This window comes from Rhizobium album, from assembly GCF_003122325.1.
Lineage (GTDB): Bacteria > Pseudomonadota > Alphaproteobacteria > Rhizobiales > Rhizobiaceae > Metarhizobium > Metarhizobium album.
The window spans coordinates 143,014-167,421 of record NZ_QFBC01000017.1 but is presented as its reverse complement, the minus strand read 5'-3'; the positions used below and the strand labels follow the sequence as shown (position 1 = coordinate 167,421).

The 24,408-nt window shown below is 63.0% G+C and carries 24 protein-coding genes and 1 pseudogene; 17 read left to right on the top strand and 8 right to left on the bottom strand.

Annotated features, from left to right (window positions below; all coding sequences use genetic code 11):
• Window positions 1-690: 690 nt before the first annotated feature.
• A complete protein-coding gene (locus tag DEM27_RS34195; RefSeq protein ID WP_165823630.1) occupies window positions 691-834 on the bottom strand; it encodes a hypothetical protein in 144 nt (47 codons plus the stop codon).
• 469 nt (window positions 835-1,303) lie between these two features.
• Window positions 1,304-3,064 carry a uracil-xanthine permease family protein gene (locus DEM27_RS27075; protein WP_165823628.1) on the bottom strand — a complete coding sequence of 587 codons (1,761 nt, stop codon included), beginning with the start codon at window positions 3,062-3,064 and terminating at the stop codon, window positions 1,304-1,306.
• A gap of 106 nt (window positions 3,065-3,170) precedes the next feature.
• Between DEM27_RS27075 and DEM27_RS27070 the strand changes: the two are divergent.
• Window positions 3,171-3,694, top strand: a pseudogene (locus DEM27_RS27070) (FAD-binding oxidoreductase/lyase); the annotation flags it as partial.
• A 69-nt stretch (window positions 3,695-3,763) separates the two neighbouring features.
• Here DEM27_RS27070 and DEM27_RS27065 read toward each other — a convergent pair.
• From DEM27_RS27065 to DEM27_RS27050, 4 genes are all read right to left on the bottom strand, one after another.
• The gene (locus DEM27_RS27065) at window positions 3,764-4,015 is read right to left on the bottom strand and encodes a hypothetical protein (RefSeq protein ID WP_109461363.1); all 252 of its coding nucleotides are present in this window, start codon (window positions 4,013-4,015) and stop codon (window positions 3,764-3,766) included.
• 260 nt (window positions 4,016-4,275) lie between these two features.
• A complete protein-coding gene (gene rpsU / locus DEM27_RS27060; RefSeq protein ID WP_109461362.1) occupies window positions 4,276-4,509 on the bottom strand; it encodes a 30S ribosomal protein S21 in 234 nt (77 codons plus the stop codon).
• A gap of 198 nt (window positions 4,510-4,707) precedes the next feature.
• On the bottom strand, window positions 4,708-5,592 hold the full coding sequence (locus DEM27_RS27055) for a DMT family transporter (protein WP_109461361.1): 885 nt from the start codon (window positions 5,590-5,592) through the stop codon (window positions 4,708-4,710).
• A gap of 105 nt (window positions 5,593-5,697) precedes the next feature.
• On the bottom strand, window positions 5,698-6,600 hold the full coding sequence (locus tag DEM27_RS27050) for a LysR substrate-binding domain-containing protein (protein ID WP_109461376.1): 903 nt from the start codon (window positions 6,598-6,600) through the stop codon (window positions 5,698-5,700).
• A gap of 251 nt (window positions 6,601-6,851) precedes the next feature.
• Here DEM27_RS27050 and DEM27_RS27045 point away from each other — a divergent pair, with 251 nt between their 5' ends.
• From DEM27_RS27045 to DEM27_RS27005, 9 genes are all read left to right on the top strand, one after another.
• A complete protein-coding gene (locus DEM27_RS27045; protein WP_109461360.1) occupies window positions 6,852-7,547 on the top strand; it encodes an ABC transporter permease in 696 nt (231 codons plus the stop codon).
• Window positions 7,547-8,254 (top strand): ABC transporter permease, encoded by a 708-nt coding sequence (locus DEM27_RS27040; RefSeq protein WP_109461359.1) that lies wholly within the window; start codon window positions 7,547-7,549, stop codon window positions 8,252-8,254. Before DEM27_RS27045 ends, DEM27_RS27040 begins: the two co-directional genes overlap by 1 nt.
• Window positions 8,247-9,029, top strand: a complete 783-nt coding sequence (locus tag DEM27_RS27035; protein WP_109461358.1) for an ABC transporter ATP-binding protein — start codon at window positions 8,247-8,249, stop codon at window positions 9,027-9,029. Before DEM27_RS27040 ends, DEM27_RS27035 begins: the two co-directional genes overlap by 8 nt.
• Window positions 9,030-9,070: 41 nt before the next feature.
• Window positions 9,071-9,913, top strand: coding sequence for a lysine/arginine/ornithine ABC transporter substrate-binding protein (locus DEM27_RS27030; RefSeq protein ID WP_109461357.1), 843 nt, complete (start codon window positions 9,071-9,073; stop codon window positions 9,911-9,913).
• A gap of 125 nt (window positions 9,914-10,038) precedes the next feature.
• The gene (locus DEM27_RS27025; protein ID WP_109461356.1) at window positions 10,039-11,163 is read left to right on the top strand and encodes an NAD(P)/FAD-dependent oxidoreductase; all 1,125 of its coding nucleotides are present in this window, start codon (window positions 10,039-10,041) and stop codon (window positions 11,161-11,163) included.
• Window positions 11,144-11,449 carry a (2Fe-2S)-binding protein gene (locus DEM27_RS27020; RefSeq protein WP_109461355.1) on the top strand — a complete coding sequence of 102 codons (306 nt, stop codon included), beginning with the start codon at window positions 11,144-11,146 and terminating at the stop codon, window positions 11,447-11,449. Before DEM27_RS27025 ends, DEM27_RS27020 begins: the two co-directional genes overlap by 20 nt.
• The gene (locus DEM27_RS27015; RefSeq protein WP_109461354.1) at window positions 11,446-13,128 is read left to right on the top strand and encodes an FAD/NAD(P)-dependent oxidoreductase; all 1,683 of its coding nucleotides are present in this window, start codon (window positions 11,446-11,448) and stop codon (window positions 13,126-13,128) included. Before DEM27_RS27020 ends, DEM27_RS27015 begins: the two co-directional genes overlap by 4 nt.
• Complete coding sequence (locus DEM27_RS27010) at window positions 13,125-13,469, top strand: RidA family protein (protein WP_109461353.1); 345 nt, start codon at window positions 13,125-13,127, stop codon at window positions 13,467-13,469. Before DEM27_RS27015 ends, DEM27_RS27010 begins: the two co-directional genes overlap by 4 nt.
• Window positions 13,470-13,504: 35 nt before the next feature.
• Window positions 13,505-14,662, top strand: coding sequence for a mandelate racemase/muconate lactonizing enzyme family protein (locus DEM27_RS27005; protein WP_109461352.1), 1,158 nt, complete (start codon window positions 13,505-13,507; stop codon window positions 14,660-14,662).
• A 1-nt stretch (window position 14,663) separates the two neighbouring features.
• Here DEM27_RS27005 and DEM27_RS27000 read toward each other — a convergent pair whose 3' ends face one another.
• Together DEM27_RS27000 and DEM27_RS26995 are read right to left on the bottom strand one after the other, a co-directional pair.
• Window positions 14,664-15,527 (bottom strand): DMT family transporter, encoded by an 864-nt coding sequence (locus DEM27_RS27000; protein WP_109461351.1) that lies wholly within the window; start codon window positions 15,525-15,527, stop codon window positions 14,664-14,666.
• A 9-nt stretch (window positions 15,528-15,536) separates the two neighbouring features.
• Complete coding sequence (locus tag DEM27_RS26995; RefSeq protein WP_109461375.1) at window positions 15,537-17,087, bottom strand: acetolactate synthase large subunit; 1,551 nt, start codon at window positions 17,085-17,087, stop codon at window positions 15,537-15,539.
• 369 nt (window positions 17,088-17,456) lie between these two features.
• On the opposite strand from DEM27_RS26995, the gene DEM27_RS26990 reads away from it, so the two are divergent.
• The 7 genes from DEM27_RS26990 (at window position 17,457) to DEM27_RS26960 (ending at window position 24,394) form a co-directional block, all read left to right on the top strand.
• The gene (locus DEM27_RS26990) at window positions 17,457-18,488 is read left to right on the top strand and encodes an ABC transporter substrate-binding protein (protein ID WP_109461350.1); all 1,032 of its coding nucleotides are present in this window, start codon (window positions 17,457-17,459) and stop codon (window positions 18,486-18,488) included.
• A gap of 113 nt (window positions 18,489-18,601) precedes the next feature.
• Window positions 18,602-19,699: an ABC transporter ATP-binding protein gene (locus DEM27_RS26985; protein WP_109461349.1), complete on the top strand. Its 1,098-nt coding sequence runs from the start codon at window positions 18,602-18,604 to the stop codon at window positions 19,697-19,699.
• A 114-nt stretch (window positions 19,700-19,813) separates the two neighbouring features.
• On the top strand, window positions 19,814-20,626 hold the full coding sequence (locus tag DEM27_RS26980; RefSeq protein ID WP_109461374.1) for an ABC transporter permease: 813 nt from the start codon (window positions 19,814-19,816) through the stop codon (window positions 20,624-20,626).
• A 12-nt stretch (window positions 20,627-20,638) separates the two neighbouring features.
• Window positions 20,639-21,436, top strand: a complete 798-nt coding sequence (locus DEM27_RS26975) for an ABC transporter permease (protein WP_109461348.1) — start codon at window positions 20,639-20,641, stop codon at window positions 21,434-21,436.
• Between the two features lies 1 nt (window position 21,437).
• On the top strand, window positions 21,438-22,256 hold the full coding sequence (locus DEM27_RS26970) for an enoyl-CoA hydratase-related protein (RefSeq protein ID WP_109461347.1): 819 nt from the start codon (window positions 21,438-21,440) through the stop codon (window positions 22,254-22,256).
• Between the two features lie 74 nt (window positions 22,257-22,330).
• On the top strand, window positions 22,331-23,119 hold the full coding sequence (locus DEM27_RS26965; protein WP_109461346.1) for an enoyl-CoA hydratase/isomerase family protein: 789 nt from the start codon (window positions 22,331-22,333) through the stop codon (window positions 23,117-23,119).
• A gap of 117 nt (window positions 23,120-23,236) precedes the next feature.
• Window positions 23,237-24,394: an acyl-CoA dehydrogenase family protein gene (locus DEM27_RS26960; RefSeq protein WP_109461345.1), complete on the top strand. Its 1,158-nt coding sequence runs from the start codon at window positions 23,237-23,239 to the stop codon at window positions 24,392-24,394.
• Window positions 24,395-24,408: the final 14 nt, after the last annotated feature.

The window sequence follows — 24,408 nt, the reverse complement described above, 5'->3', positions numbered from 1 at the left end:
GCTGACCTCCAGGGACATCAACTTCTCGGCAGCAAAGCCGATCATCTCCCGGAGCAAATCGGCATCAGCGCTCTTCTCAACGAGCGAGCGCAGGGTCATCATGTCGTCGGTCATCGGTGATCTTTCCATCAGGTTGGTCTTGAACAACCCGACCCTACCGGAAAAACACTGGTGACCGCCGATACCCTGATACACCACCTCCTGGGACACGATCGACGACGGTTGCCGTCGCCTCCTCGCGGGGGCGTGGATTGAAACGAGGTCGAGCCGCGTCGGCAGGTGCATACCTTTCGTCGCCTCCTCGCGGGGGCGTGGATTGAAACTTCTCATCGGCCGTGAAGCCGAAGACGTGCCACGGTCGCCTCCTCGCGGGGGCGTGGATTGAAACTGGCGGAGATCGCCTATTGCCGGCAGGAACAGCGCGTCGCCTCCTCGCGGGGCGTGGATTGAAACTCGAAGGTCTGACCGCGACTGTCGGGGCAGGGCATGTCGCCTCCTCGCGGGGGCGTGGATTGAAACGATGACCTTCGCCTGCAGCAGAACCAGAACGGCAATAGAAGCTGCATCATGGCCATGCGCGAGGCAAACATCGGAGCGCCCAACCGCACGATCACTCGCGTCATCATAGACGATAACAATCTGGATTCGTGGGCCTTGAGCCGCCCTTTTCCTAGGAGTGGTCGACGCTTCCTAGGAGAAACCCGGATCATAGGTCCCGATGACGACCGCAAATGCGCCCTTCTGCTCTTCAAGCACGGCGATCTTGGAACGCGGCGCTTCGATCTCCGTGCCGATTTCGCTCTTCTTCCTTTTCAGATCGCCAACAACATCCATACTCACAACTCCGGTTTCTTCGGCCGGAGACTACAAAAGCGTCAAGGAAATTACTTGTGGCAACTGCTACATAGTGGCGCGTCAAAGAGTTGCCGGAGGGTGTTTCAATCCACGCCCCCGCGAGGAGGCAACAACAGTCCGTCCTCAATGAATAGCTGGAGCGAATGGTGGCTGCAAGTAAGACAAAAACATCAGCAATATTGGGCCAATGACGAACTTCGATATCTCTGCCAAAATCGTCTCTTCGTTTTGCCCTACCACCGGGTAAAGCGTGTCGCGAAACAGACATTCGGCGACAGTTGGGTGCGCATAATGCCTCGCGGAGATTTCTCAAAGATAAACCGTCCGAAACGGCCTATGTCGCAACGGGCTATGGCATCAATATCTACCTGGATTCCACTTTTTCGTTGGGTGCTGGGTCAAGCGCCGGCCTTTCGCATTTTAGCGTCGTTCAGACGACAACCCGATGTCAATGGTCGAAATGCAGCAGGATGGATGCGCTGCCGTCGCGTGTGCCAGGCCGCACCCGATCGGCGAGCCGCTGCACCAGAACCATGGACACGTTCGCCATGGCGTTTTGCACCGCATCCTCGTCGGCATCGAGCCAATCGCTCACCTCCGGCGCCGTCATGCCGCCGAGCACCAGCGGCGGTCCCGAATGCAAGATCTCCACGTCGAAATTCAGTTCGTCGAAACGGGCGCGGATCGCCGTCGGCCTGCGTCCCTGGCCGGACACCAGGATCAACTCGGTGGTCTCGATGGCAGCGAGCGACGCGCGGCTGACGACTTCGCGGCGGGCCGCCCATTTGCCGCCCTGCTTTTCGATGAACTCGTTGATCGCGGTGATGACATCGTCCTCCTCCGCGAGCGACTGTTGTGCGACGATCGACGTGCCGATGCGGAACAGCAGGTTGAGTAGGATGGCGATGATGCCGGCCATGACGAAGCCGCTGCCGAGGAAGTGCCGGAACGAAACCGGCACGCTCTCGGCGAGTTGCGGGATGAGCATCACGCAGAGGCCGACGAACAGCGATATGCCGATCATGAAAATGCTGCGGCTGTCGATGGCCCGCGAGGTGGCGAGTTCGAGGCCGGAGACCATCAGGAATGCAGCGGCATAGACCTGGATCGCACCGATGACCGGCGTCGGGATCAGGGTCAGGGCCAGCGTTGCCTGCGGCAGCAGGGACACGACGGCGATGATCAGCGCGGCCGTCAGGCCGATCCAGCGCGAGGTCGACCGCGTCGCATGGGCAAGACCGATGTTTGCGGAGGAGGCGCCATTCGGCATGCCGCCGACGATGCCTGCGACGATGTTGCCGATGCCGTTGGCCATCACGCCGCCGCCGGCCGTCTTCATGTCGGGGCGGTGCCAGTCGGCATCGTCCATCCGGTCAACGATCACGGTGCTGGCAAAGGTATCGAACTGCCCGAGAAGGCCGACGACGACAACGACGACAAGCAATCCGGGATCGATGGCAAAGACAGGGGTCGGCAGGCTCGGCAAGGCGACGATCGGCGCGGTCGCGAACAGTTCCATGCCGGTCAGGCGTCCGCAGAATGCAGCGACGATCACGCCGACGATGATCCCCGATGCCAGCCCGAAGAGCTTCATCGTGCGATTGCCCCAGACGGAGAGGGCAACGATGACGGTGAGCGTCGCACCGGCAATCAGCGCGCTCAACGGGTCGATCGTATAGGCCTCGTTCAGCCCGAGGGATTGCCGCGCAGCACCCTGGATGAGCGAAAACCCGCCCATGCAGACGATGACGCCGAGAACGGTCGGCGGAAACAGCGCCCGCAGATGCGGGATGAGCCGGCTGAGGCCCATGGCGGGGATGCCGGTTGCAAGGCCCAGCATCAACATGCCGCCGGCACCATATTCGTGCAGCATCACGGTCACGAAAGGAACCATGATCGGGCCGGGGATATGCACGATCAGCGCCCCCGCGCCAAACCGTCCGCCCCAGGATTGCAGGAAGGTCGCCACCGCCATGGCGAGCAGCGAATAGGACAGAAATGTCTGCGTGTCCGTGACCGACAGTCCGCCGAGTTTTGCGGCCGCAAGCGCATAGGTGGAGAGCGCGATGGCCATCACCGCATGCTGTCCGCCAAGCGCCATCAGGGCAGGCGTCGGCGGCCGGTCGGAATTGGCATAGACGATATCGACGGGCTTGCGCCTGTTGCGCGACAGCGGAAGTCTGATGCGTGCTGGATTGAGTGCGAGCATCACCAATTCCCTAATCTTTCGAATGGGATAAGGTGGCACGCACTTTCGGCCCGTGGCAATAGGTCGCTGCCCCTGCCGATCGTCCAATATTGGTGGTTTTTGCCGCATCGCGACCGTGACACCGGGCCTTGATGACAGTGCCGTCACGCAACCGGGCGCCATCTTCAATCCCGGTGAAGGCTGGGTCGACCTGCCGAGCCGGCCTGCTGCTTGAAGAATTCGCCGGCCTTGGCGGCACGCTCGGCAGTGACCAAGGGGGCGGCAAGCCTGGCGATCGAATGCGGCCGTGCCTTCGGTGCCGAGACGGCGGCCGGAAACCGTTTTGTCGCCGATGTCGTGCTGCTGGCCACGGGACCTGCCGTGCCGAGGATGGCGGCTGAAACCGGGCAGGCGATGGGCGGCGACACACCGATTGCGCCTCTGGTGCAGACCAAGCCGCTCGCGCATCCTCTGCGTGCCGTCCTCAATACGCCCCGGATTGATGTGCGGCCGGGACCGGGCAGCACGATCTCGATCGATGCGGACTGGGCGGCGGACGACGTCGGCGAACTGCTGGCCTGCGATATCGCAACCGGCGCGGAGCATCCGATGCTCGCCACCTTCCGGCCCGAACGTTTTTCGCCGCGCTGACGCGGCGGCGGTTGTGCCTCTCCAAACGTCAGCCCGGCTGACGGCAGGTATTTTCGGCGAGGGCGAATATCATGCCTTCGGCCGGCGCAGTCGGAAATCGATCACGATCACATTGTCTCCGGGCCGTCGCTGGTCCGGTGAAACCGGACTTTCGCTGGTGATGGGATTGTGTCGGGCAGCGATTGGCCCGGTCGAAGCATCCACCCGCTGCTGCAACTCTTTCACTGCGCCGTGAAGCCGCGCCACCAGCTTCTGGTAATATCCGACGATATCGTTGTGTTCGGCGCGCGAAATATAACGTTCATTCAGCCAGTCGATCATGTTTCGCACTCCCTGTCTGTGCGGGAGAAACGCGAGACATGATTCGGCTGTTCCGAAACACCGGCGGTTATGGCTAATTTTGTATTGCTGTGAACGTAGAGAAGCGCGTCGTGATCTTTCAGAATCACGACGCGCCCAATCTATGGACATACGGACAACGTTCTGCCGGCAATGGCCGGCGACGCCATATGATCACTGAAATTTTAGCTGATAGGTCAGCTCAAATTCCAAAACTGTACCAGAGCAACCGTCGATGACGATTAGCGGGTGGTCTTCTTCTTCGGCGCCGGCAGGAGGCCTTCGCGCTGCATCTGCTTGCGAGCGTTCTTGCGCTGGCGGCTGACGGCTTCAGCCTTTTCGCGCGCCTTCTTGACCGACGGCTTTTCGAAAGCCTCGCGCATGCGCATTTCACGGAAGATACCTTCGCGCTGAAGCTTCTTCTTCAGAACACGGAGAGCCTGATCGACGTTGTTGTCGCGAACCAATACCTGCATAGGACTGCCTTTAAAAACTGGGCGAATTCGATTGAACCGCAAATTACAAATTTCGATCCCAAAGCCAAGCGAAAAGATGCATTCGAATGACGATTATGTGTTTATCCGGTCGAAATAGGCGTTTTCCCTCCCTGGAGGAGGGGGGCACGGGGACGATTTCGGCGGCAAGGGAGCGTTGTCGCCGGAGAATCGCGTCTGTTACGGCTCGGTTTCCTGCTTGCGGATGCCGAGGCGGTGCTCTCTCCAGACCGTGAAAAGGCCCGCGCCGACGACGATGACCGCGCCGACGATCATGTTCGGGGTCAGGGATTCGTCGAAGAAAATGGTCGCCAGGGCAACGCTGAGGACAAGTTGCAGATAGGTCAGCGGCTGCACTTCCACGGCGCTCAGCATGCGGTAGGCCAGGATGAGGAAATAGTGGCTGAGGGCGCCGCAGATGCACAGTGCCGCCATGGCGGGCCAGTCGCTCACCGCGATCGGGGTCCAGTAGAACGGCCCGATGACCGATGCGACGATCGCGCCGATGACGCCGGCATAAAACACGCTGGTTATGGACGTGTCGTGGCGTCCGACAGCGCGCGTCGCAATGCTGTAGATCGCATACATGAAGCTGCCGGCGAGTGGGATCAGCAGGCGAATGTCGAAATCCACGCCGATGGGGTTGAGGATCACCAGCACGCCCAGCATGCCGACGGCGATGGCGACGGTGCGGCGCCATCCGACCTGTTCGCCCAGCAGCGGCACCGAAAGGACCGTGACGATCAGCGGTGTCGCCTGGAGGATCGCCTGGCTCATGGCAAGCCCGGCGGTCGTGAAGGCAAAGACGACGACAACCACTTCTATGACGAGCAGGGCGCCGCGAAACACCTGCAACAGGGGCTTCTTCGTGCGCATGTTGGCCCGCAGTCCGCCGGGTGCGGCCGCCGCCAGTATGGTGACGAACACCGCGAACGCCCAGAAGCGGATCATCGTAACCATGATCGGCGGGTATTTTTCGCCGAGCAATTTGGAAAAGGCGTCCTGTCCGGCGAAAATGGTCACGGCGAGGAGGACATAGATATAGCCCAGGGTTTTGTTTTTCATGAGAGGCTGACTTGAGCGAAGCGGTTGGTCTTGGCGGGATAGCAGCACATATAGCTTCCGGCACCGCTTCGCCAAGCGGATAACGCCGGTCTCCTGCAGTCTCGCTCAGGAAGGGGTAATGCCGGCGGCCTTGATGATCCTGTCATGGAAATCCCAGAATTCCGCGAAGAACCGTTCGATGATGTCGGACCGGGTCTGTCCGGCCGGGCGGATGGCCAGGAAACTGGCGTCGATGAAGATTGAAAAGGGCCGGACGACGACGCCGCGCTGCAGAAACTCGCTGGCGGAGGTCGGATCGATGATGGCGATGCCGGCACTCTCGCCGACCAGGGTCAGCGCCGTATGCGACAGGCGGGTTTCGAGCGTCGAAAGCCGCGGCACGCCCGCCAGCGCCACCTCGACACGCATGGCGAAGATCGTGCCGGGCTCGAGGCTGATCATCCGCTGCCGTTTCAGGTCCGCCGGAACGATCGTGTGTTTCTCGCACAGCGGATGGCCTTCGGGAATCGCGACGACCGCGGCGAGCGGGCGGGTTTCAATGACGAACCCCTGGCGGTCGAGCGGGCCGTCCGCATAACCGATATCCGCCTGTCCCGCTGCCACCGCCTCGATGACCATGGAGGATGGCAGGCCGCTCAGCGAGGCATGCAGGTTCGGCTTGTCGCGCAGGAAGCCGGCCAGGAAACGGGGCAGGATGCCGTTGGCCAGCGCCGGCATGGCGGCGATCCGCAAGGTGCCGGCCGCCTGCCTGGCGATTTCATCCGCAACGGTGGCGATCCTGCTCAGGCCGATGAAGGCCCGGTCGACTTCTTTCCACAGGGTGACGGCTTCCTGCGTCGGCGTGATCTGGTTGCCGCGACGCACGAAGAGCCGCAGCCGGGTAGCATGCTCGAAATCGCGGATCAGACGGCTGACCGCAGGTTGGGTGACCGACATCAGCTCGGCGGCCGTGGTCATCTGCCCGGTGAGCATGACGGCGCGGAATGCCTCGACCTGCCGGAGGTTCATGCCGCTCTCCATAACATCTGGTTATTCTTGTGCCGGTTTTTCGAATTTGACTGTATGGTTCGTGCATGCGATCCCTTCTGTCAATGGAAAGGGCAAGCTTCCGCGATCTTCTGGGCTCGTCGAAGGCAAAAACAATCTCTCCGGGAACAAAAAAAGCGCCCATAACCGGCCCGTCTCGCGTGCCGGAGCGATGATGCGCGTTGCCAGGCATCGGACAAGGAAAGGCTGGGCTGGTGGATTATTTGCGGCTTATGAGCTTCGGGCCAGATGGCTGGGGTTACAGCCTGCTGGCGGCAACCGGGGTAACGGTGGCGGTGGCGGTCTGCGGCTTCCTCGTCGGCGCCATGCTCGGCTGTCTCGGGGCGGCGGCCAGTTTTTCGCGGTTCCGCGCTCTTCGTTCCGCCGCCGATATCTACACGACCCTCCTGCGCGGCATCCCCGACCTGCTGGTCATCTACCTCTTCTATTTCGGCTCCAGCTCGCTGATATCGAGCGTCGGGGCCTTGTTCGGAGCCGAAGGTTTTGTCGGCGCTCCCGCGTTCCTGACTGGCGCGCTGGCAATCGGCGTCGTCTCCGGCGCTTATCAGATGCAGGTGTTTCGCGGCGCCGTGCTGGCGCTGCCGAAAGGCGAGATCGAGGCCGGCCGTGCCTACGGCATGCCGCCCTTGCTGCTGTTCCGTCGCATCGTCCTGCCGCAGGCCGCCCGTTTCGCCATTCCCGGCGTCGGCAATGTCTGGCAGCTGGTATTGAAGGAATCGGCGCTCATATCGGTCATCGGCCTGGTGGAACTGATGCGGCAGGCGCAGATTGGCGCCGGCTCGACGCGGCAGCCCTTCAGCTTCTACCTGACGGCCGGCGTGCTCTACCTGCTGATCGCTTTCGTTTCCGGCCGCGGTTTCAAGCTGGCGGAACAGCGGGCGATGCGCGGCATCCGGAGGGCTGTCTGATGCCGTTCGACCTTCCGTTCCTCGCCGAAAGCTTTGTCGCCCTGCTGAAGGGCATTCCGCTGACGCTGCAGCTGACCGTGCTTTCCGTCGTCGCCGGCGGCATCCTCGCCTTCGCACTCGCCTTCATGCGCATTTCCGGAAAATGGTGGCTGGATGTGCCGGCGCAGTTCTACATTTTCGTTTTCCGCGGCACGCCGCTCCTGGTGCAGATCTACATCATCTATTACGGCCTCAGCCAGTTTCCGGTGCTGCGCCACAGCTTTCTCTGGCCCTTCCTGCGCGAAGCCTACTGGTGCGCCGTGCTGGCGCTGGCTTTCAACACCGCCGCCTACAGCGCGGAAATCATCCGCGGCGGGCTGCTTTCAGTGCCGGCGGGCCAAGTCGAGGCGGCGCGTGCCTGCGGCATGTCCGGCCTGCTCCTGTTCCGCCGCATCGTCATGCCGCTGGCGCTCAGGCAGATGCTGCCGGGATACAGCAACGAAATCATCCTGATGGTGAAATCGACGGCGCTGGCCTCCACCATTACGCTGCTCGAAATCACCGGCATCGCCGCCAAGCTGATTTCGGAAAGCTATCGCCCGGTGGAAGTCTTCGTCTGCGCCGGCGCCATCTATCTCGCCATCAATTTTCTGGTTGCCCGGCTGTTCGCCTGGCTGGAATACACCGTGTCGCCGGAGACCAGGAAGCCGGAGGAACGCCGTGCCTGACGCCACCACCACACCCGCGGTCGCGCTGTCCGGCATCCGCAAGAGCTACGGCCCGCTCGAAGTGCTGCACGGCGTGTCGCTCGAGGCACGGGAAGGCGAGGTAATTTCCATCCTCGGCTCCTCCGGCTCGGGAAAGTCGACGTTGCTGCGCTGCATCAACATGCTCGAAGTGCCGAACGGCGGTTCCGTCTCGATCCACGGCGAGGCGATTGCACTCGACCAGACGCCGGGCAGGGCGCCCAGGCCGCGCGACAATGCCCAGGTCAACCGCCTGCGCGCCAGGGCGGCGATGGTGTTCCAGTCCTTCAATCTCTGGTCCCACCTGACCATCCTGGAAAACCTCATAGAGGCGCCGGTCCATGTCCAGAAGCGCAACCGCAAGGACTGTCTGGCCGAAGCCGAGGCGCTTCTGGAGCGCGTCGGCATCGCCGACAAGCGCAACAGCTATCCGGCGCATCTGTCCGGCGGTCAGCAGCAGCGCGCCGCCATCGCGCGGGCGCTGACGATGCGGCCGAGCGTCATGCTGTTCGACGAGCCGACCTCGGCGCTCGATCCCGAACTCGTCGGCGAGGTGTTGAAGGTCATGCGCGATCTCGCCGCCGAAGGCCGCACCATGCTGATCGTCACCCATGAGATGGCTTTCGCCCGCGAGGTCTCCACCCGCACGGTCTTCCTGCACCAGGGCCGGATCGAGGAGGAGGGCCATTCTTCCGAAATGTTTTCGAACCCGCGATCTGAGCGCTTCAAGCAGTTCATTTCGCGGGAAAACGCCTAACCCGTCATTCCATCAGCAAGAGCAAACCAGAGGTGAACCGAATGAAGCTGAAATCCACACTTGCCGCCCTGCTCCTCGCCGTCGTCGCGGCTGCCCCCGTTTCCGCGCAGGAGCAGCAGAAGATTACGATCGCCACGGAAGGCGCTTATGCGCCCTGGAATTTTTCCGGCCCGAACGGCGCTCTCGAAGGGTTCGAAATCGATCTCGCCAAAGTGCTCTGCGAGCGCATGAAGGTCGAATGCGAAATCGTCGCCCAGAACTGGGACGGCATCATCCCCTCGCTGACTGCGAAAAAATACGATGCCATCATGGCAGCCATGAGCGTGACGCCGAAGCGTGAAGAAGTCATCGCCTTCTCTGCTCCTTATGCCGCCGGCATCAACGGCTTCGCCGTCGCCGCCGACAGCCCGCTCGCCGACATGCCCGGCACTGGCGAGAGCTATTCGCTCGACAGCCAGGCGGCCGACGCCCAGAAGCGCATCGACGAGATTGCCACCCTGCTGAACGGCAAGGCCGTCGGCGTGCAGGGTTCGACCACGGCATCGACCTTCATGGAAACCTATTTCAAGGACGGCGTCGATATCCGCGCCTACAAAACCACGGAAGAGCACAATTTCGATCTGGTCAGCGGCCGTCTCGATGCGGTTCTCGCCAATGCGACCGTGCTGGCCGAAGCGCTGGCCAAGCCGGACATGCAGGGCGCCAAACTCTCCGGCCCGCTGTTTTCCGGCGGCGTCTTCGGCGTGATCGCCGTCGGCCTGCGCAAGGACGATACCGCGCTGAAGGCCCAGTTTGACGAAGCGATCAAGGGCGCTCTGGCTGATGGCACCATCAAGGACCTGTCGCTGAAGTGGTTCAAGGTCGACGTCAGCCCGCGCGGCTGATGCCGTGACGTGATCCGGTGCGGCTTTCGGGCCGCACCAGCCGGCGCGATTGCGCCACAACGAGAGCCGGAGCATTTTTCCCACTGGGAGAGACGCTCCGGAGCGCAGCAACCGGACATTTTCTGATGCCTTTACTGGACGAAAGCGATATCGCGGTCGTCGGCGGTGGACTCGTCGGCGCAGCGCTGGCCTGGGGCTTTGCCCGCGCCGGCCTGAAGACCATGGTGCTGGACGGCGCGGACCTCGATCCGCGGGCGTCGCGTGCCAATTTCGCCCTCGTCTGGGTGCAGGGCAAGGGGTTGCATGCGCCGCATTATGCCCTGTGGTCCAAGGCCTCGGCCGAACGTTGGCCGACCTTTGCCGTAGCGCTCGCCGAAGACACCGGCATCGATGTCGCGCTCAGCCAGCGCGGCGCCTTTTCTTTCGCGCTTTCGCAGGACGAGCTTGATACGCTGGCGGCGGAATTGCACACGATTTCCATCGAGACCGGCGGTGCCGCCGCCCCTTATGAAATATTGTCTGCGGAAGAGACCCGCCGGCGCCTGCCGCAGATCGGCCCGGATGTTGTCGGCGCAGCCTATTCGCCGGCGGACGGGCATGTGAACTCGCTGCGCCTCTTCCGGGCGCTGCATGCGGCCATGCGCCATCGCGGCGTCGATTATCGCGCCGGCCATGCCGTCGAGCGCATCGATCCGGAGGCCGGCGGTTTCCGGCTCTCCGGCCCCTACGGCACGGTCTTTGCCCGCCGCATCGTGCTGGCCGCCGGCATCGACAACCAGCGGCTGGCGCCGATGATGGGGCTCACTGCGCCGCTGAAACGCAGCAAGGGCCAGATCCTCGTTACCGAAAAATGCCGCCCGTTCTTCGACTACACCTCGGCGACGATCCGCCAGGCCGATGAGGGCGGGGTGATGATCGGGGACAGCGAAGAGACGCACACCGCGACTATCGCCACCAACCAGGAGATCAGCATGGTGCTCGCCAACAGGGCCATGCGGGTGTTTCCCTGCCTTGCCGAACTTAACGTCGTGCGCAGCTGGGCCGGTTTCCGCGTCAAGACGCAGGACGGGTTTCCGATCTACGAGCAGTCGGTGACCCATCCCGGCGCCTTCGTCACCGTCTGCCATTCCGGCGTGACGCTGGCGGCCAACCATGCGCTGGTCGTTGCGCCGCAGATCGCTGCCGGCGCGCTTTCGCCCGATCTCGCACCGTTCCACTCACGGAGGTTCCATGCTTCTGAGAATTCGTGAGCCTGCCGAACCCGTCACCTTTTCCTTCAATGGCAGAAGCGTGACCGCAGCGCGCGGCGACACGCTGGCTGTCGCCCTTCTCGCTGCCGGTGTCGATACGGTCCGTGAGAGCGTCGTGGGCGGAGAGCCGCGTGCACCCTATTGCCTGATGGGCGTCTGTTTCGAATGCCTCGTGACGGTTGACGGCATCCAGAACCGCCAGAGCTGTCTGGTCGAGGTGCGCCAGGGCATGGTCGTCACCAGCCAGTCCGGTGCACGCCTTGTCTGTGGGGGGCAAAACCGATGAGCATGCGTGTTGTGACCGAAGCAGGGCAGCTTGCGCTGCACTACGATCTCGTCGTCGTCGGTGCCGGCCCGGCCGGTCTGTCTGCCGCAACCGAGGCGGCTGCGGCCGGCGCCTCGGTGCTGGTTGCCGACGAGAACCTTGCCCCCGGCGGTCAGATTTATCGCGGCATTACCCGCAACACGCCGGAACGGCAGGATTTCTTCGGAAAGGATTATTGGAAGGGGCGTGCCATAACCGATGCGTTCGCCGCTTCATCCGTCGATTATGCCGCTGCAACCACCGTCTGGAGCCTCGATGCCGCAACATCGCCGCTTTCCTCTTCTCCCCGGCGGGGAGAAGGGGGCCCGAAGGGCCGGATGAGGGGGCCAAGCGGACAGGTCTTGCCGTGTGACGCCCCCTCACCCCCCTGCCGGGACCTTCTCCCCGCGGGGGAGAAGGGACAGGCGGCACCCTCTCATTCCATCTGCGACAGCCCTGCATCCGGCGAGAAGACGGGTGTTGCGACGCTCGGCCTGACGCTTGCCGGCGCCGCGCGCATGGTGTCCGCCCGCGCCGTCATCCTAGCGACGGGAGCGATGGAGCGGCCCATGGCCGTGCCCGGCTGGACGCTTCCCGGCGTGATGAGCGCCGGGGCGGCGCAGATCGCGCTGAAATCGGTTTCCGGCATTCCCGCCGGCCGCATCGTGCTCGCCGGCTGCGGGCCGCTGCTCTACCTGCTGGCCGATCAGTTGCTGCGGGCGGGCGCGGATATCGCGGCGCTGCTCGACACCGCCGACAGCAAGCAACGGATGGCGGCGTTGCGCCATCTTCCGGATTTTCTCCTGTCTCCTTATGTCGCCAAGGGTCTTTCCCTGCTGTTGGGTGTCCGGCGGCGTGCGAGAGTGATCTCAGGCGTGACAGAACTGGCGATTGCCGGCAGCAATCACGCCGAAGGGGTGCGTTTTCGCGCCGGCGGGAGGCAAGATGCGATCGCTGCCGATTGCGTGCTTCTCCACCAGGGCATCATTCCCGGCATCAACCTCGCCAGCGCCGCCGGCTGCACCATCGAATGGAACGACACCCAGCGCGCCTTCCAGCCGTGGACGGATAGCCATGGCCGCACCTCGCTTGCCGGCGTGCTGTCGGCCGGCGACGGGGCCGGAATCGGCGGGGCGGAGCATGCCGCGGTCTGCGGCCGCATCGCGGCACTGGCAGCACTTGCGGATATCGGCCTGCTGTCGTCGTCGCAAAGTGCGGGCCGTCTCGCCGGGCTTGAGAAGAAACGGCAGACCTACCGTCGTGGCCGAACGTTCCTCGATACGCTCTACCGGCCAGCCCGCCAGTTTCTCGCGCCGCCCGATCCCGACACCATGGTCTGCCGCTGCGAGGAGGTGCGTGCCGGCACGCTGCGGCAGGTGATCGCGCTCGGCGTGCCGGGACCGAACCAGCTCAAGACTTTCGTGCGCTGCGGCATGGGGCCTTGCCAGGGCCGCATGTGCGCCTCGACCGTCACCGAAATCATGGCGGAGGAGCGCGGCGTCAGCCCGGCGGAGATCGGCACCTACCGCCTGCGGGCGCCGGTCAAGCCGCTGCGCCTTGCCGAGCTCGGCGCCCTTCCGCAGACGCCGGCCGCCGTCTTCGCCGTCACCGGCCGGACACCCGAACAGCATTCACTCGAAGAAGAAGGAAAGAACCGATGACGAACCGTCATATCCAGACCCCCATCATGCACCGTGTCGTCTCGCACAACGGCCTGATCTTCGTCGGCGGCACCACCTGCGACGACGAAGGCCTCGACATGGCCGGCCAGACCCGCGAAATCCTCGCCAAGCTCGACAGCTATCTCGCGGAAGCCGGCTCGGACAAGACCAAGCTGCTGTCGGCAACCATCTTCATCACCGACATGGCTCTGAAGCCGCAGATGGACGTGGTCTGGAAGGAATGGCTGTCGCCCGAGAGCTTTCCGACCCGCGCCACCGTCGGCGTCGCCGATCTCGGCGGCACGACGCTGATCGAAATCGTCGTCACCGCGCACGCCTGATCCCGCCCGCCGAACCCTCTCAGAAAGGCTCTCCGATGAATATCAGCAATGTCAGGATCTACCGTATCGAAGGCGGCGGCCTGCGCCCCGTGCTCGTCGAGATCGAGACGGACGAGGGCATTTCCGGGTTCGGCGAGGCCGGCGTCGCTTATGGTTACGGCGCTCCCGCCGTTGCCGGCATGCTCGAAGACATGGCGTTGCGGCTCTCCGGCCGCAACCCGCTTGAGATCCGCCGCATCTGGCAGGATCTCTACGACCACTCCTTCTGGGCGAAGGGCGGAGGAGCCGTCTCCTTCGCCGCGATCAGCGCCATCGAGCTGGCGCTATGGGACATCAAGGGCAAGGCGGCAGGCCTGCCGGTCCACGAACTGCTGGGCGGGGCGGTACGCAGCGACATCAAGCTGTATGCCAACGGCTGGAACCATGAACACGACGATGTGGTCAACTGGGCAAAAGCCGCAGCCCGGCCGCTCTCGGACGGTTTTCGCGCCCTGAAGGCTTATCCTTTCGCCTATGAACTGCCGGACGGCACGTTCCGCCATGTTTCGGCGCGCATGCTGGATGACGGCCGCTTCCGCCAGGCGATCGAACGGGTGAAAGCCTTGCGTGCGGAAGTCGGGCCGGAGATCGAGCTGATGCTCGACCTGTCGGGCGGCCTCTGCGACGACCAGCTGATGCGGTTTCTCGATGTCTGCCGCGATCTCGACATCAGCTGGATCGAGGAACCGCTCGATCCCTTCAACCTTGCCGGCCTGACGCGGGTGGCGGCACGAAGCGGCATCCCGATCGCGCTCGGCGAGCGGGTCTATGGGCGCGGCGGGTTCCGCAACGTCCTCGATACCGGCGCCGTCTCGATCGTCATGCCCGACATCGCCAATTGCGGCGGCATGCTGGAAGCGGTGCAGATCGCCGGCATGGCGGAAACCTACAATGTTCGCGTTTCGCCGCACAATTGCGCCAGCTCGCTGTGCTCGGCCGCTTCGCTGTCGCTCTGCGCCGCGATCCCGAACGCCATGAACCTCGAAGTCTATCCTTACTTCAGCGATTCCAACACCTACGTCCAGGTGCTCGAAAACCCGCCGGAACAGGCGATCGAACGCGATGGCACGTTGCGCGTCAACCCGCTGCCCGGCCTCGGCGCCGTCATCGACAGGAAACGGATAGAGCCTTTTCAGGCCTATTCGCTTCGATAGGTTAGCGCGACCAGAAGAAATGGAAAAGGCTGCTGGCGGCGATGATCGCTGCTCCGAGGAATGTCCAGGCAGTGGGGACGGCGCCCCAGACGAGCATCGTGATCCCCAGCGACCAGATCAGGCCGGAATAGGCATAAGGGGCAAGATCGGAGGCCTGGGCCAGCCGATAGGCAAGCGAACTGAGGCCGATCCCGAGGCTTGAGCAGAGTGCCGCCGCGGTCAGGAACATCAGGTCTTCGCTGTGGACCGGAATCCACTCGCTTACCGCCAGCGGCGCCACGAACAGGGCGGAAAAGGCGGCGCCGAAGAAGCTGATGGTCCAGAGATTGTCGGCTTCCGGGATCCACCGCGCCGTCAGCGAATTGGCGGCGTAGAGGAAGCTGGAGGCCAGGATGAACAATGACGCCGGCTGAAAGGCCTCCGCGCCGGGGCGGATGGCGACGACGACACCGGTAAAGCTGCAGATGGCCGCCGCCCATTTCTGCCAGCCGACGACCTCCTTGAAGAAGAAAACCGAGGCCAGCGTCACGATCAGCGGCGAGGAAAACAGGATCACCGTTGTTTCGGCGATGCTGAGATATTGCAGGCCGTTGATATAGAGATAGGCGGCCGCAAGGTTGAGCGCGCCGCGTATGGCGTGGAAGAACAGCCTGGACGACCAGCGGATCGTCGTCCGGCCGATGACGATCGCCATCGCCGCCAGCAGCGGCAGGGCGATCAGGCTGCGCAGAAAGATGATTTCGGAAATGCCGTAGCGGAAGACAAGGAACTTCGTGAACGTGTCGTTCAGGCTGAAGCACAGCGAGGCGGTGCACACCATCACCATTCCCTGCACCACCGGCGAAGGCGCGAGCGTGAGGCGCATCGGTCTGCTTCAGACCAGAAGTTCGATGAAATACGGCTTGCCCGATCCAAAGCCCCGGGACAGGGCCTGGGCGCATTCCTCCATGGTGGCGACACACACCGCCTCGACGCCGAGCGAGCGGGCGAGGTCCGCCCAGCGGATATCGGGGTTGTCGAGATCGAGCATGCTCATGGCCGTCGGTCCGGGAACGGCGCCGACATTGCGATATTCGCCGAGAAGGATGTTGTAGCGGCGATTGTTGAGCAGGACCGTCGTGCAGGGCAGGTTTTCCCGGGCCTGTGTCCAGAGCGCCTGCAGCGTATAGGCGGCGGAGCCGTCGGCCTGCAGGTTGACCACCTGCCGCCCTCCGCCGGCAATCGCCGCACCGGTCGCCACCGGCATGCCGCCGCCGATGGCGCCGCCGGTGATGACCAGCCAGTCGTGCGGCGCTGCCGCGGCCCGCGTCGTCGTGAAGCCGTTGCTATAGGTTATGCTCTCGTCGACGATGATGGCGCGGTCCGGCAGCAGGGCCGCCAGTGCCTGGTCCAGCTTTTCCGGGGTCGGTTCGCCGTGTGGCAGCTCGATCTCCTGCCTTGGTCCAATGGCCGGGCGGTTCATCTCACCGATGTCGAGGCCGAAAGCGGTAGCCAGCAGGCGCAGTGCTTCGGTTCCGTCCTGTTCGCGTCGGGACAGGGTGTGAACCACTGCATCCGGCCGGCAGAGCAGCGAGGGTTTGCCGGGATAACCGAAGAAGCCGACGGGAGGAGGGCAGTTCACCAGCAAAACATTGTCATAGGCCGCCAGCACCTCTATCGCGGCGTCGACGGGATAGGGCACGCGGGGGAACGGATGCGTGCCACGGCCGCCCGGATGGGAGGCGACGGTGGAGCTTGCCATCACATCGGCGCCGGCACGGCCGGCAATGGCATAAGCAAGGCCGATGCCCTCATGCGTGGCCGTGCTGTTGCCGAGCAGGATGAGGCTACGCCCATCTCCACCCAGCAGTTGCCGGGCCGTTTCGACGGCGAGCGGATCGATGACGGGAGGCGGGGTAGCGCTGTGTGTCGCGGCCTCGACGCCGCCTTCCGACCACGAGATGTCGGCCGGCAAGATCAGGGTAGCGATCCGCCCCGGATGTTGCCTGGCAATCGCCACCGCTCTTGCGGCATCCGCGCCCAATGTTTCGGTGTTGGCGGGTGTGCAGACAGAGGCGGACACCGCGCCGGCGAGGGCGGGAACGTCGGCGGTCAGCGGTGAATCGTAGGGACGATGGCCCGTCGCGTGGTCGCCGACGATATTGACGATGCCGCTTTCGGCGCGGCGTGCATTGTGAAGATTGGCCGATCCGTTGGAGAGGCCGGGGCCGCAATGCAGCAGGGTCGCCGCCGGCTTGCCGCTGATGCGGTAATATCCGTCCGCCATGCCGGTGACGACGTTTTCATGCAGCCCGAGCACGCAACGCACGCCATCGACGCGGTCGAGAGCGGCGACGAAGTGCATCTCGCTGGTTCCCGGATTGGCAAAACACGTATCGACACCGTTCGCCAGCAGACTGCGAACCAGGCTTTCAGCACCATTCATCTCGGCCTCATTTCGATTTTTCAGGTTCATGGCGAGGGCATGCGATATTCTCCCGGGCCTCTCCAAAGCCCGGCCGTACAGCCCCGGATCTCTCTCTCGGATCATGCCGCGGCAGGGTGCCGGGCAATCGATGATGAACGGTACATAAAAAAAGTTAGACGTCCAACAAATTTATTTGCGATGTATTTCGAGCCGGCGTTAAGGTGCTTTTGCAAGGCCGCCAGTTGCCGTGGCGTACAAGATCGTGGGCCGGAATTCCCCTGCCGACATATCCCAACTCAATTCACATTAAAAAAAGTTGGACGTCCGGCAAATTTAATGATAGCCATAAATGGAGCCTGTGGAGAGGGCTCTTGAGGAGGAGAACTCATGAAATTCATTGCTTCGTTCGCGCTCGGCGCGTGCGCCCTTGCTGCGATGCCGGCTCTGGCGGCCGAGACGGTCAGTTATGCATCCTATGGCGGCGCCTATCAGGAAGGTGTGCGCAAGGCGATCCTCGATCACCTGCCGAAGGATCACGATATGCAGGTTACCGAATACACGCTGCAGAGCGGCATCGCAGATGTCCGCACAAAGGTGAAGGGCGGCGCCAACGACCTGGACGTCGCTGAACTTTATGGCGGTTATTGCCAGCAGGCGGCGGACGAAGGGCTGCTGGAAAAGCTCGACTACAGCAAGATCCCCAATGCGGCAGGCATCCCCGAGCGGCTGCGCAACGATTACTGGATCGGCTTCACGGCCTATTCTACCGTGCTTGCCTACAATACGGACGTCTACAAGGACAATCCGCCGAAGAACTGGGCCGATTTTTTCGACACCGAAAAATTTCCGGGCACACGCGCCCTTTCCGGCTACAGCGGCCAGAGCAATCTTGAACTGGCGCTTCTCGCCGACGGCGTTGCACGCGACAAGGTCTATCCGCTCGATGTCGACCGCGCCTTTGCCAAGCTGGAAAAGCTGAAGCCGGATGTTTCGGTGTTCTGGACGTCGGGGTCGCAGGCCACGCAGCTGGCGACGAGCCAGGAAGTGGACATGCTCAGCATCTGGGCGGCGCGCATCGAAGCGGCAATCAAGGAAGGCGCGCCCTACGCCTACACCATCAACGAAGCGATCATGGACGTCGAATGCCTGGTCGTTCCCAAGGGATCGCCGAACCCGCAGGGTGCGATGAAGCTGGTCAATCACCTGCTCGATCCGGACTATCAGGCCAATCTGCCCGATTTCATTCCTTACGGGCCGATGAACCAGGATGCCTTCAAGAGCGGCAAGATCACGCCGGAGAAGGCGGCCAAGATCGTCACCAGCGAGGAAAATATCAAGCAGCAGCTGGTGATCGATGCAGCCTACTGGGCCGAGCACGCCACGGGGCTCCAGGAACGCTGGGACACATTCAAGCAGTAAAAACGGAGCATGTGCCCGGCTTTACGGCCGGGCACATCCAGGCAGAACACGGTGCGCAACGCGGTTGCGGCGCCAACGGCCTTCCCAACTCGAAAAAACTGCGAGATGTTTGTATGTCACGTTCAGCGCCTTCGGCACTGCCGGTTTTTATTTCTTCTTTGAGCAAGCATTACGGGGCGTTCTGCGCGGTCGACACTGTTTCGGTCGATATCGCCGCCGGCGAGTTCCTGACCCTTCTCGGCCCCTCCGGCTCGGGCAAGACGACGCTGTTGATGATGCTGGCCGGATTTGCGCGCCCGTCGTCCGGTTCCGTGCGCCTTGGCGATCAGGAGGTGGTGCACCTGCCGCCGCACAAGCGCAATATCGGCATGGTCTTCCAGAATTACGCCCTCTTTCCGCATATGAGCGTCGGCGAAAACATCGCCTATCCGCTGAAGCTGCGCGGTGTCGGCCGAATGGAATGTGGCGAGCGTGTCGGCAAGGTGCTCGATCTGGTGCAGCTTGGCGGTTACCAGGACCGGCGGATCACGCAACTCTCTGGCGGCCAGCGCCAGCGCATCGCGCTGGCACGCGCTATCGTCTTTGAACCGCGCATCCTGCTGATGGACGAACCGCTTTCGGCGCTGGACAAACAGCTGCGTGAAACCATGCAGATCGAAATCCGCCGCCTGCACGATCGTCTCGGCATGACCACGATTTCCGTCACTCATGACCAGCGCGAAGCCTTGACCATGTCCGATCGCGTTGCCGTATTTTCCCGCGGCCGCCTGGCCCAGGTCGCCGCGCCCAAGGATTTGTACGAACGGCCGGTGAGCCGCTTCATCGCCGATTTTATCGGCGAGTCGAGTTTCCTGCCGGTCCAGAAGGTTTCGGGCGGACTCGCTTACGGCGGTCAGCTGTTGCACCTCGCCGATGCCGCCGACGCGGACCTTCCGGAACCGATGCTGATGCTGCGTCCCGAACGTCTCGATGTCGTTTACGCCGGTCAGGCTGCACGCGACGAGAACACCAATATGTTCAACGGCACTGTCCGCAGCGTCGTGTTCCAGGGCGAAAGCCTGCTTTTCGAGGTAGGGCTGGATCAGGGCGATGTCGTCCAGGTTCGGCAGTCGAACCGCTCGCAGTGCACGGAAAACCTCCCCTCGAAGGGCGAGCGTGTCGATCTGCTGCTGAACCGGTTCGATACGCGTATCGTGCGGGGGGAGGGCTGAGCCGTGGCGCTGACCGATACCTCCCTCGGCCATATCAGGCCTCCCGTCACGGATGCCGAGCTTGCGTACAATGCGCGCGCCCTGGAAAAGGACCGCCGGCGCGAAAACATCCAGCTGCTGCGCCTTGCGCTGCCGGCGCTCGCCATCGTCATCATCCTGATGGTCGCGCCGATCGGCTGGCTCTTTTCCCTGTCTTTCGTCAGCGAAGGCGGCGGGCTGAGCCTCGAAAACTACAGTCGCATCCTCACCGAAGGCGCGTATATCTCGATCTTCGTCACCACCTTCAAGGTGGCGGTTCTGGTCACGGTCTTTTGCGTTCTGCTCGGTTATCCGGTCTCTTACGTGCTGGCGATGCTGCCGGACCGCTGGGCCCAACTGCTGCTCCTCGCCGTGCTCGTGCCGTTCTGGACGTCCTTGCTGGTGCGCACCTATGCATGGCTCGTGCTCCTGCAGCGACGCGGCATCGTCAACGAAACGCTCGATGCGCTCGGACTGATCGAACGGCCTCTGGCGCTGGTCAACAACATGACGGGCGTGGTGATCGGCATGGTTCACATCATGCTGCCGTTCCTGATCATGCCGCTCTATGCCTCGATGAAGTCGATCGACGGCAATTTCATGCGGGCGGCCGCCAATCTCGGTTCCTCGCCCGGCCATGCCTTCCGGCATGTCTTCCTGCCGCTGTCGATGCCCGGCCTGATCGCCGGCACGATGATGGTCTTTGTCATGTGCCTCGGCTTCTACATCACGCCGTCGCTGCTGGGTGGCGGCAAGGTGCAGATGATTGCGCAGCGCATCGAGCAGTCCGTCTCGCTGTTCCCGACCTGGGGGCCGGCCTCGGCGCTTGCCGTGGTGTTGCTGGTCCTGACCGCCGGTTTCCTCGCTCTCAGCTGGCTGATCGTCCGCCGGCTGACGGCCAACCAGTGAGGAAATGAGCCGATGGAATCCCATGTCCCCCACAAGCAGCGCCTCTGGCTCTACGCACTGACGGCCCTGATCCTGATCTTCCTGGTGCTGCCGACCCTCATCGTCATCCCCATGTCCTTCAGCTCGGCAAACTCGCTGGCTTTCCCGCCGCCCGGGTGGTCGATGCGCTGGTACGAGAGCTTTTTCGGGCAGGAGAAATGGCTGCTGTCGGCCTGGGTGTCGCTGCGCGTCGCCTTCGGCACGATGATCGTGGCGACCACCCTCGGTACGGCGGCGGCCTACGGCCTGCATGTCGGCAGCTTTGCCCTGCGCGGCACGATTTCCAGCGTATTGATCGCGCCGCTGGCCATCCCCTCGATCCTGCTGGCGATCGGCATGTTCTTCGTCTACGCCTCGGCGGGGCTGCTGAACAGCATGCTCGGCCTGGTCATCGCCCATACGCTGGTGGCGATCCCCTTCGTGCTGATCACCATGACCGCCGGCTTCAAGACTTATGATCTCAGCCAGGAGATGGTGGCGCGAAGCCTCGGAGCCAGCCGGCTGAAGGCGTTTTTCACCGTCACCCTGCCGCAACTGAAGTTTTCGGTGATCTCGGCAGCCCTTCTCGCCTTCATCGTCTCCTTCGACGAGGTGGTTATTTCGGTCTTCATCTCGGCCGGCCCGAACTCGACGCTGACCAAGGTGATGTTCTCGACGCTGCGCGACGATGTCGATCCGACGATTGCGGCTGTTTCCACCCTGATGCTGATCATCGCGACCGTGCCGCCGCTCGTGCTGCAGTTGCTCGCCAACCGCAAGCGGGAGCCATGACATGATCGAGACGCTGAATGCTGAACTGGCCGGTTTCGTCGAATTGCACGGCGAAGGCCGCGTCCTGGAAATCCGCATGGTCAAGCCGAAGGTCAACGCCATCTGCCGGCGCTTGAGCCGGTCGATCGAGCAGGCCGCACTCTTCCTGCAGGAGAGTGGAGATTATCAGCTGGGTATCCTCACCAGCGCGCATGACCGGGCATTTTCGGCCGGGATGGACTTCAACGAGTCCGTGTCGTCGGATGGTGACGGCGGCGTCGGTGCGATCAAGGGCGGGTTCGGCGGCATCACCAGGCTGTGGGACCTCAAGAAGCCGCTGATCGCGGCGATCAATGCGCCGGCAATCGGTGGCGGCATGGAACTGGCACTGGCCTGCGATCTCATCGTTATGGCCGAACACGCCTATTTCCAGCTTCCCGAATTGCAGCGCGGCCTGTTGCCGGATGGTGGTGGCCTGCAGCGGCTGCCGCGGCGCATTCCCTACAATGTCGCCACGGCGATGATCTGGACCGGGGAGCGTATGACGGCTGCGGAAGCGATGTCGTGGGGCCTGGTTCACCGCACGGCACCCGCTGAAGAACTGCGCGCGCTGGCATTTTCCATCGCGCACAAGATGGCGCTCGATGCGCCGCTGGCGCAGCAGGCCTTCAAGGAAGTGTTGCGCAATATCGACGGCATGCCGGATCGGGATGCCATGGAGATCCGCGGCGACAGCGGCCCGGAATACCAGGCTTTTGCGCGCATGCTGGCCTCCGACGACATGCTGGAAGGACAACGCGCCTTCCTGGAGCGCAGGCCGCCGAAATGGACCGGCGCCTGAAGGGCGACGGCCGGCAACAGCAACCATTCGATTCAAACGACGACTGCCATCGCAGTCGGGGAAGGACAGGGCAGATGTACAAGTTCATTGAGACGGAACGCCATGGTGCGGTTGGGGTCATTGCCCTCAACCGCCCGGAAGCCCGCAACGCGCTGGGCATGGGTCTGACGATCGAGCTGCGACGGGCGATCAAGGAAGCGGCTGCGGATACGAGCCTGCGGGCGCTGATCCTGACGGGCCGGGGCGGCGCCTTCTCGGCGGGCGCCGATGTCAAGGAGTGGGCGAGCAAGAGCGAAGGTGACAATCCCTGGCCGGACATGAACTGGGTCGAGGAATCGTTGAAGCTGATCCAGGAAGTCCACGGCCTGATGAAGCCGACGATCGCCATGATCGACGGTGCGGCGGTGGGGGCGGGGCTGGACCTGGCCCTCTCCTGCGACTTTCGCTACGCGTCCGACCGCTCGAAGTTCATCTGCTCTTACACCAATGTCGGCTTCTCCCCGGATTGCGGCGGCACATGGCTGATGCCGCGCGTCATGGGGCTGGAGGCGGCAAAACGCTTCGCCTTTACGGGCGAACTCTGGATGGCGGATAAGGCGCTGGAAAACCGCCTCGTCTCGCATGTCAGCCCGCGGGAAGAGCTTTTCAACCATACGCTTGCCTTCGCGCAGCAGCTTGCCGCCGGCCCGACCGTCGCAATCGGCCTGGCGAAAAAACTGATGAACGCCTCGTTCACGCGCTCGCTCGCCGAGCAGCAACTCGAGGAAGTCGCCGCCGGCCACATCTGCGGAGCGACGAAGGATCACGCCGAGGGACTGGCGGCGGCAAACGAGCGCCGCGTTCCCAATTTCGTCGGCGCCTAAAGCAATCCCAGCAAAAGCGCCGAGCGGTTTTGCGTCCGGGATTGCGTGGAAACAAGGAGATAGAGCGTTTTCGCGTTTCGGAGAAAAGCGGAAATGCTCTCAGGAGAAACGAATAACATGGATTTCAGTCTTTCTTTTGAGCAGGAAGCCCTCGTCGACTCGTTGCGTGAATTCGTCGAAAAGGAGCTTTATCCGCATGAAAACATCGTCGAGGAACTGAGAAAGGTTCCCGAGGATATCGCCCAGGACATTCGCCAGAAGGCGAAGGACGCCGGCTTCATGGCGATGAACATGCCGGAGGAACTGGGCGGCCCGGGGCTCGACCACCAGACGCTCGCCCAGGCCGAACGCATCATGGGCCGCCCGTCCGCTGCACTCTCGCTGCTGATCAAGCGGCCGACGAAGATCCTGCTGAAGTGCCAGGGCGACCAGATCGACGACTACCTGATGCCGGCGATCCGCGGCGAGAAGACCGACGCCTTTGCGCTGACCGAGCCGGGCGCCGGTTCGGATGCCCGCGGCATCGTCACCAAGGCGGTGCGGGACGGTGGCGGATGGGTGATCAATGGCGTCAAGCAGTTCATCTCGCATGCCGACGACTCGGATTTCATCATCCTGATCGCGGTGACCGGCACTGATGAAACGCCGAAAGGTCCGAGGAAGCGTTTTACCGCCTTCCTGCTTGACTGCGACCTGCCCGGCCTGCGCATCGAACCGATGAAATCGATCTGCACCCGCGGCTACAATCCGAACATGGTGTATCTGGAGAATGTCCGCGTACCCGACAGCAAGATTCTCGGCAATGAGGGTGAAGGTTTCGACATGGCCAATGACTGGCTGTATGGCGGCCGCGTCAATCTCTCTGCCCATTGCGTCGGCCGGGCAGAACGCATCTACGAGATGAGCTGCGACTGGGCCGCCAACCGCAAGGCATTCGGCAAGACCATCGGCGAATTCCAGGGAACCGGCTTCAAGATCGCCGACATGGCCATCGACATCCGTCTCGGCGACCTGATGGTGAAGGAAGCCGCCTGGAAACTCGACCAGGGGTTGATGGACCGTTCACAGGCCTCGATGGTCAACCTATATTGTTCCGAAATGGTCTACCGGGTTGCGGACAACGCGGTGCAGATTTTCGGCGGCATGGGCATGATGGAGGATTTCCCGATCCAGCGCTTCTGGCGCGATGCGCGGATCGAGCGCATCTGGGAGGGAACCTCGGAAATCCACCGGGACATTATCGCCAAGGATATCTTGCGGCCCTACCGCAGCTAAGCTAGGGGTGCGAC

Bases quoted from the DNA above. Each gene is read 5' to 3' on its own strand.
- DEM27_RS34195 (WP_165823630.1), bottom strand. From the start codon at position 834: ATGGATGTTGTTGGCGATCTGAAAAGGAAGAAGAGCGAAATCGGCACG.
- DEM27_RS27075 (WP_165823628.1), bottom strand. From the start codon at position 3,064: ATGCTCGCACTCAATCCAGCACGCATCAGACTTCCGCTGTCGCGCAAC.
- DEM27_RS27065 (WP_109461363.1), bottom strand. From the start codon at position 4,015: ATGATCGACTGGCTGAATGAACGTTATATTTCGCGCGCCGAACACAAC.
- rpsU (WP_109461362.1), bottom strand. From the start codon at position 4,509: ATGCAGGTATTGGTTCGCGACAACAACGTCGATCAGGCTCTCCGTGTT.
- DEM27_RS27055 (WP_109461361.1), bottom strand. From the start codon at position 5,592: ATGAAAAACAAAACCCTGGGCTATATCTATGTCCTCCTCGCCGTGACC.
- DEM27_RS27050 (WP_109461376.1), bottom strand. From the start codon at position 6,600: ATGAACCTCCGGCAGGTCGAGGCATTCCGCGCCGTCATGCTCACCGGG.
- DEM27_RS27045 (WP_109461360.1), top strand. From the start codon at position 6,852: ATGAGCTTCGGGCCAGATGGCTGGGGTTACAGCCTGCTGGCGGCAACC.
- DEM27_RS27040 (WP_109461359.1), top strand. From the start codon at position 7,547: ATGCCGTTCGACCTTCCGTTCCTCGCCGAAAGCTTTGTCGCCCTGCTG.
- DEM27_RS27030 (WP_109461357.1), top strand. From the start codon at position 9,071: ATGAAGCTGAAATCCACACTTGCCGCCCTGCTCCTCGCCGTCGTCGCG.
- DEM27_RS27025 (WP_109461356.1), top strand. From the start codon at position 10,039: ATGCCTTTACTGGACGAAAGCGATATCGCGGTCGTCGGCGGTGGACTC.
- DEM27_RS27020 (WP_109461355.1), top strand. From the start codon at position 11,144: ATGCTTCTGAGAATTCGTGAGCCTGCCGAACCCGTCACCTTTTCCTTC.
- DEM27_RS27015 (WP_109461354.1), top strand. From the start codon at position 11,446: ATGAGCATGCGTGTTGTGACCGAAGCAGGGCAGCTTGCGCTGCACTAC.
- DEM27_RS27010 (WP_109461353.1), top strand. From the start codon at position 13,125: ATGACGAACCGTCATATCCAGACCCCCATCATGCACCGTGTCGTCTCG.
- DEM27_RS27005 (WP_109461352.1), top strand. From the start codon at position 13,505: ATGAATATCAGCAATGTCAGGATCTACCGTATCGAAGGCGGCGGCCTG.
- DEM27_RS27000 (WP_109461351.1), bottom strand. From the start codon at position 15,527: ATGCGCCTCACGCTCGCGCCTTCGCCGGTGGTGCAGGGAATGGTGATG.
- DEM27_RS26995 (WP_109461375.1), bottom strand. From the start codon at position 17,087: ATGAATGGTGCTGAAAGCCTGGTTCGCAGTCTGCTGGCGAACGGTGTC.
- DEM27_RS26990 (WP_109461350.1), top strand. From the start codon at position 17,457: ATGAAATTCATTGCTTCGTTCGCGCTCGGCGCGTGCGCCCTTGCTGCG.
- DEM27_RS26985 (WP_109461349.1), top strand. From the start codon at position 18,602: ATGTCACGTTCAGCGCCTTCGGCACTGCCGGTTTTTATTTCTTCTTTG.
- DEM27_RS26975 (WP_109461348.1), top strand. From the start codon at position 20,639: ATGGAATCCCATGTCCCCCACAAGCAGCGCCTCTGGCTCTACGCACTG.
- DEM27_RS26970 (WP_109461347.1), top strand. From the start codon at position 21,438: ATGATCGAGACGCTGAATGCTGAACTGGCCGGTTTCGTCGAATTGCAC.
- DEM27_RS26965 (WP_109461346.1), top strand. From the start codon at position 22,331: ATGTACAAGTTCATTGAGACGGAACGCCATGGTGCGGTTGGGGTCATT.
- DEM27_RS26960 (WP_109461345.1), top strand. From the start codon at position 23,237: ATGGATTTCAGTCTTTCTTTTGAGCAGGAAGCCCTCGTCGACTCGTTG.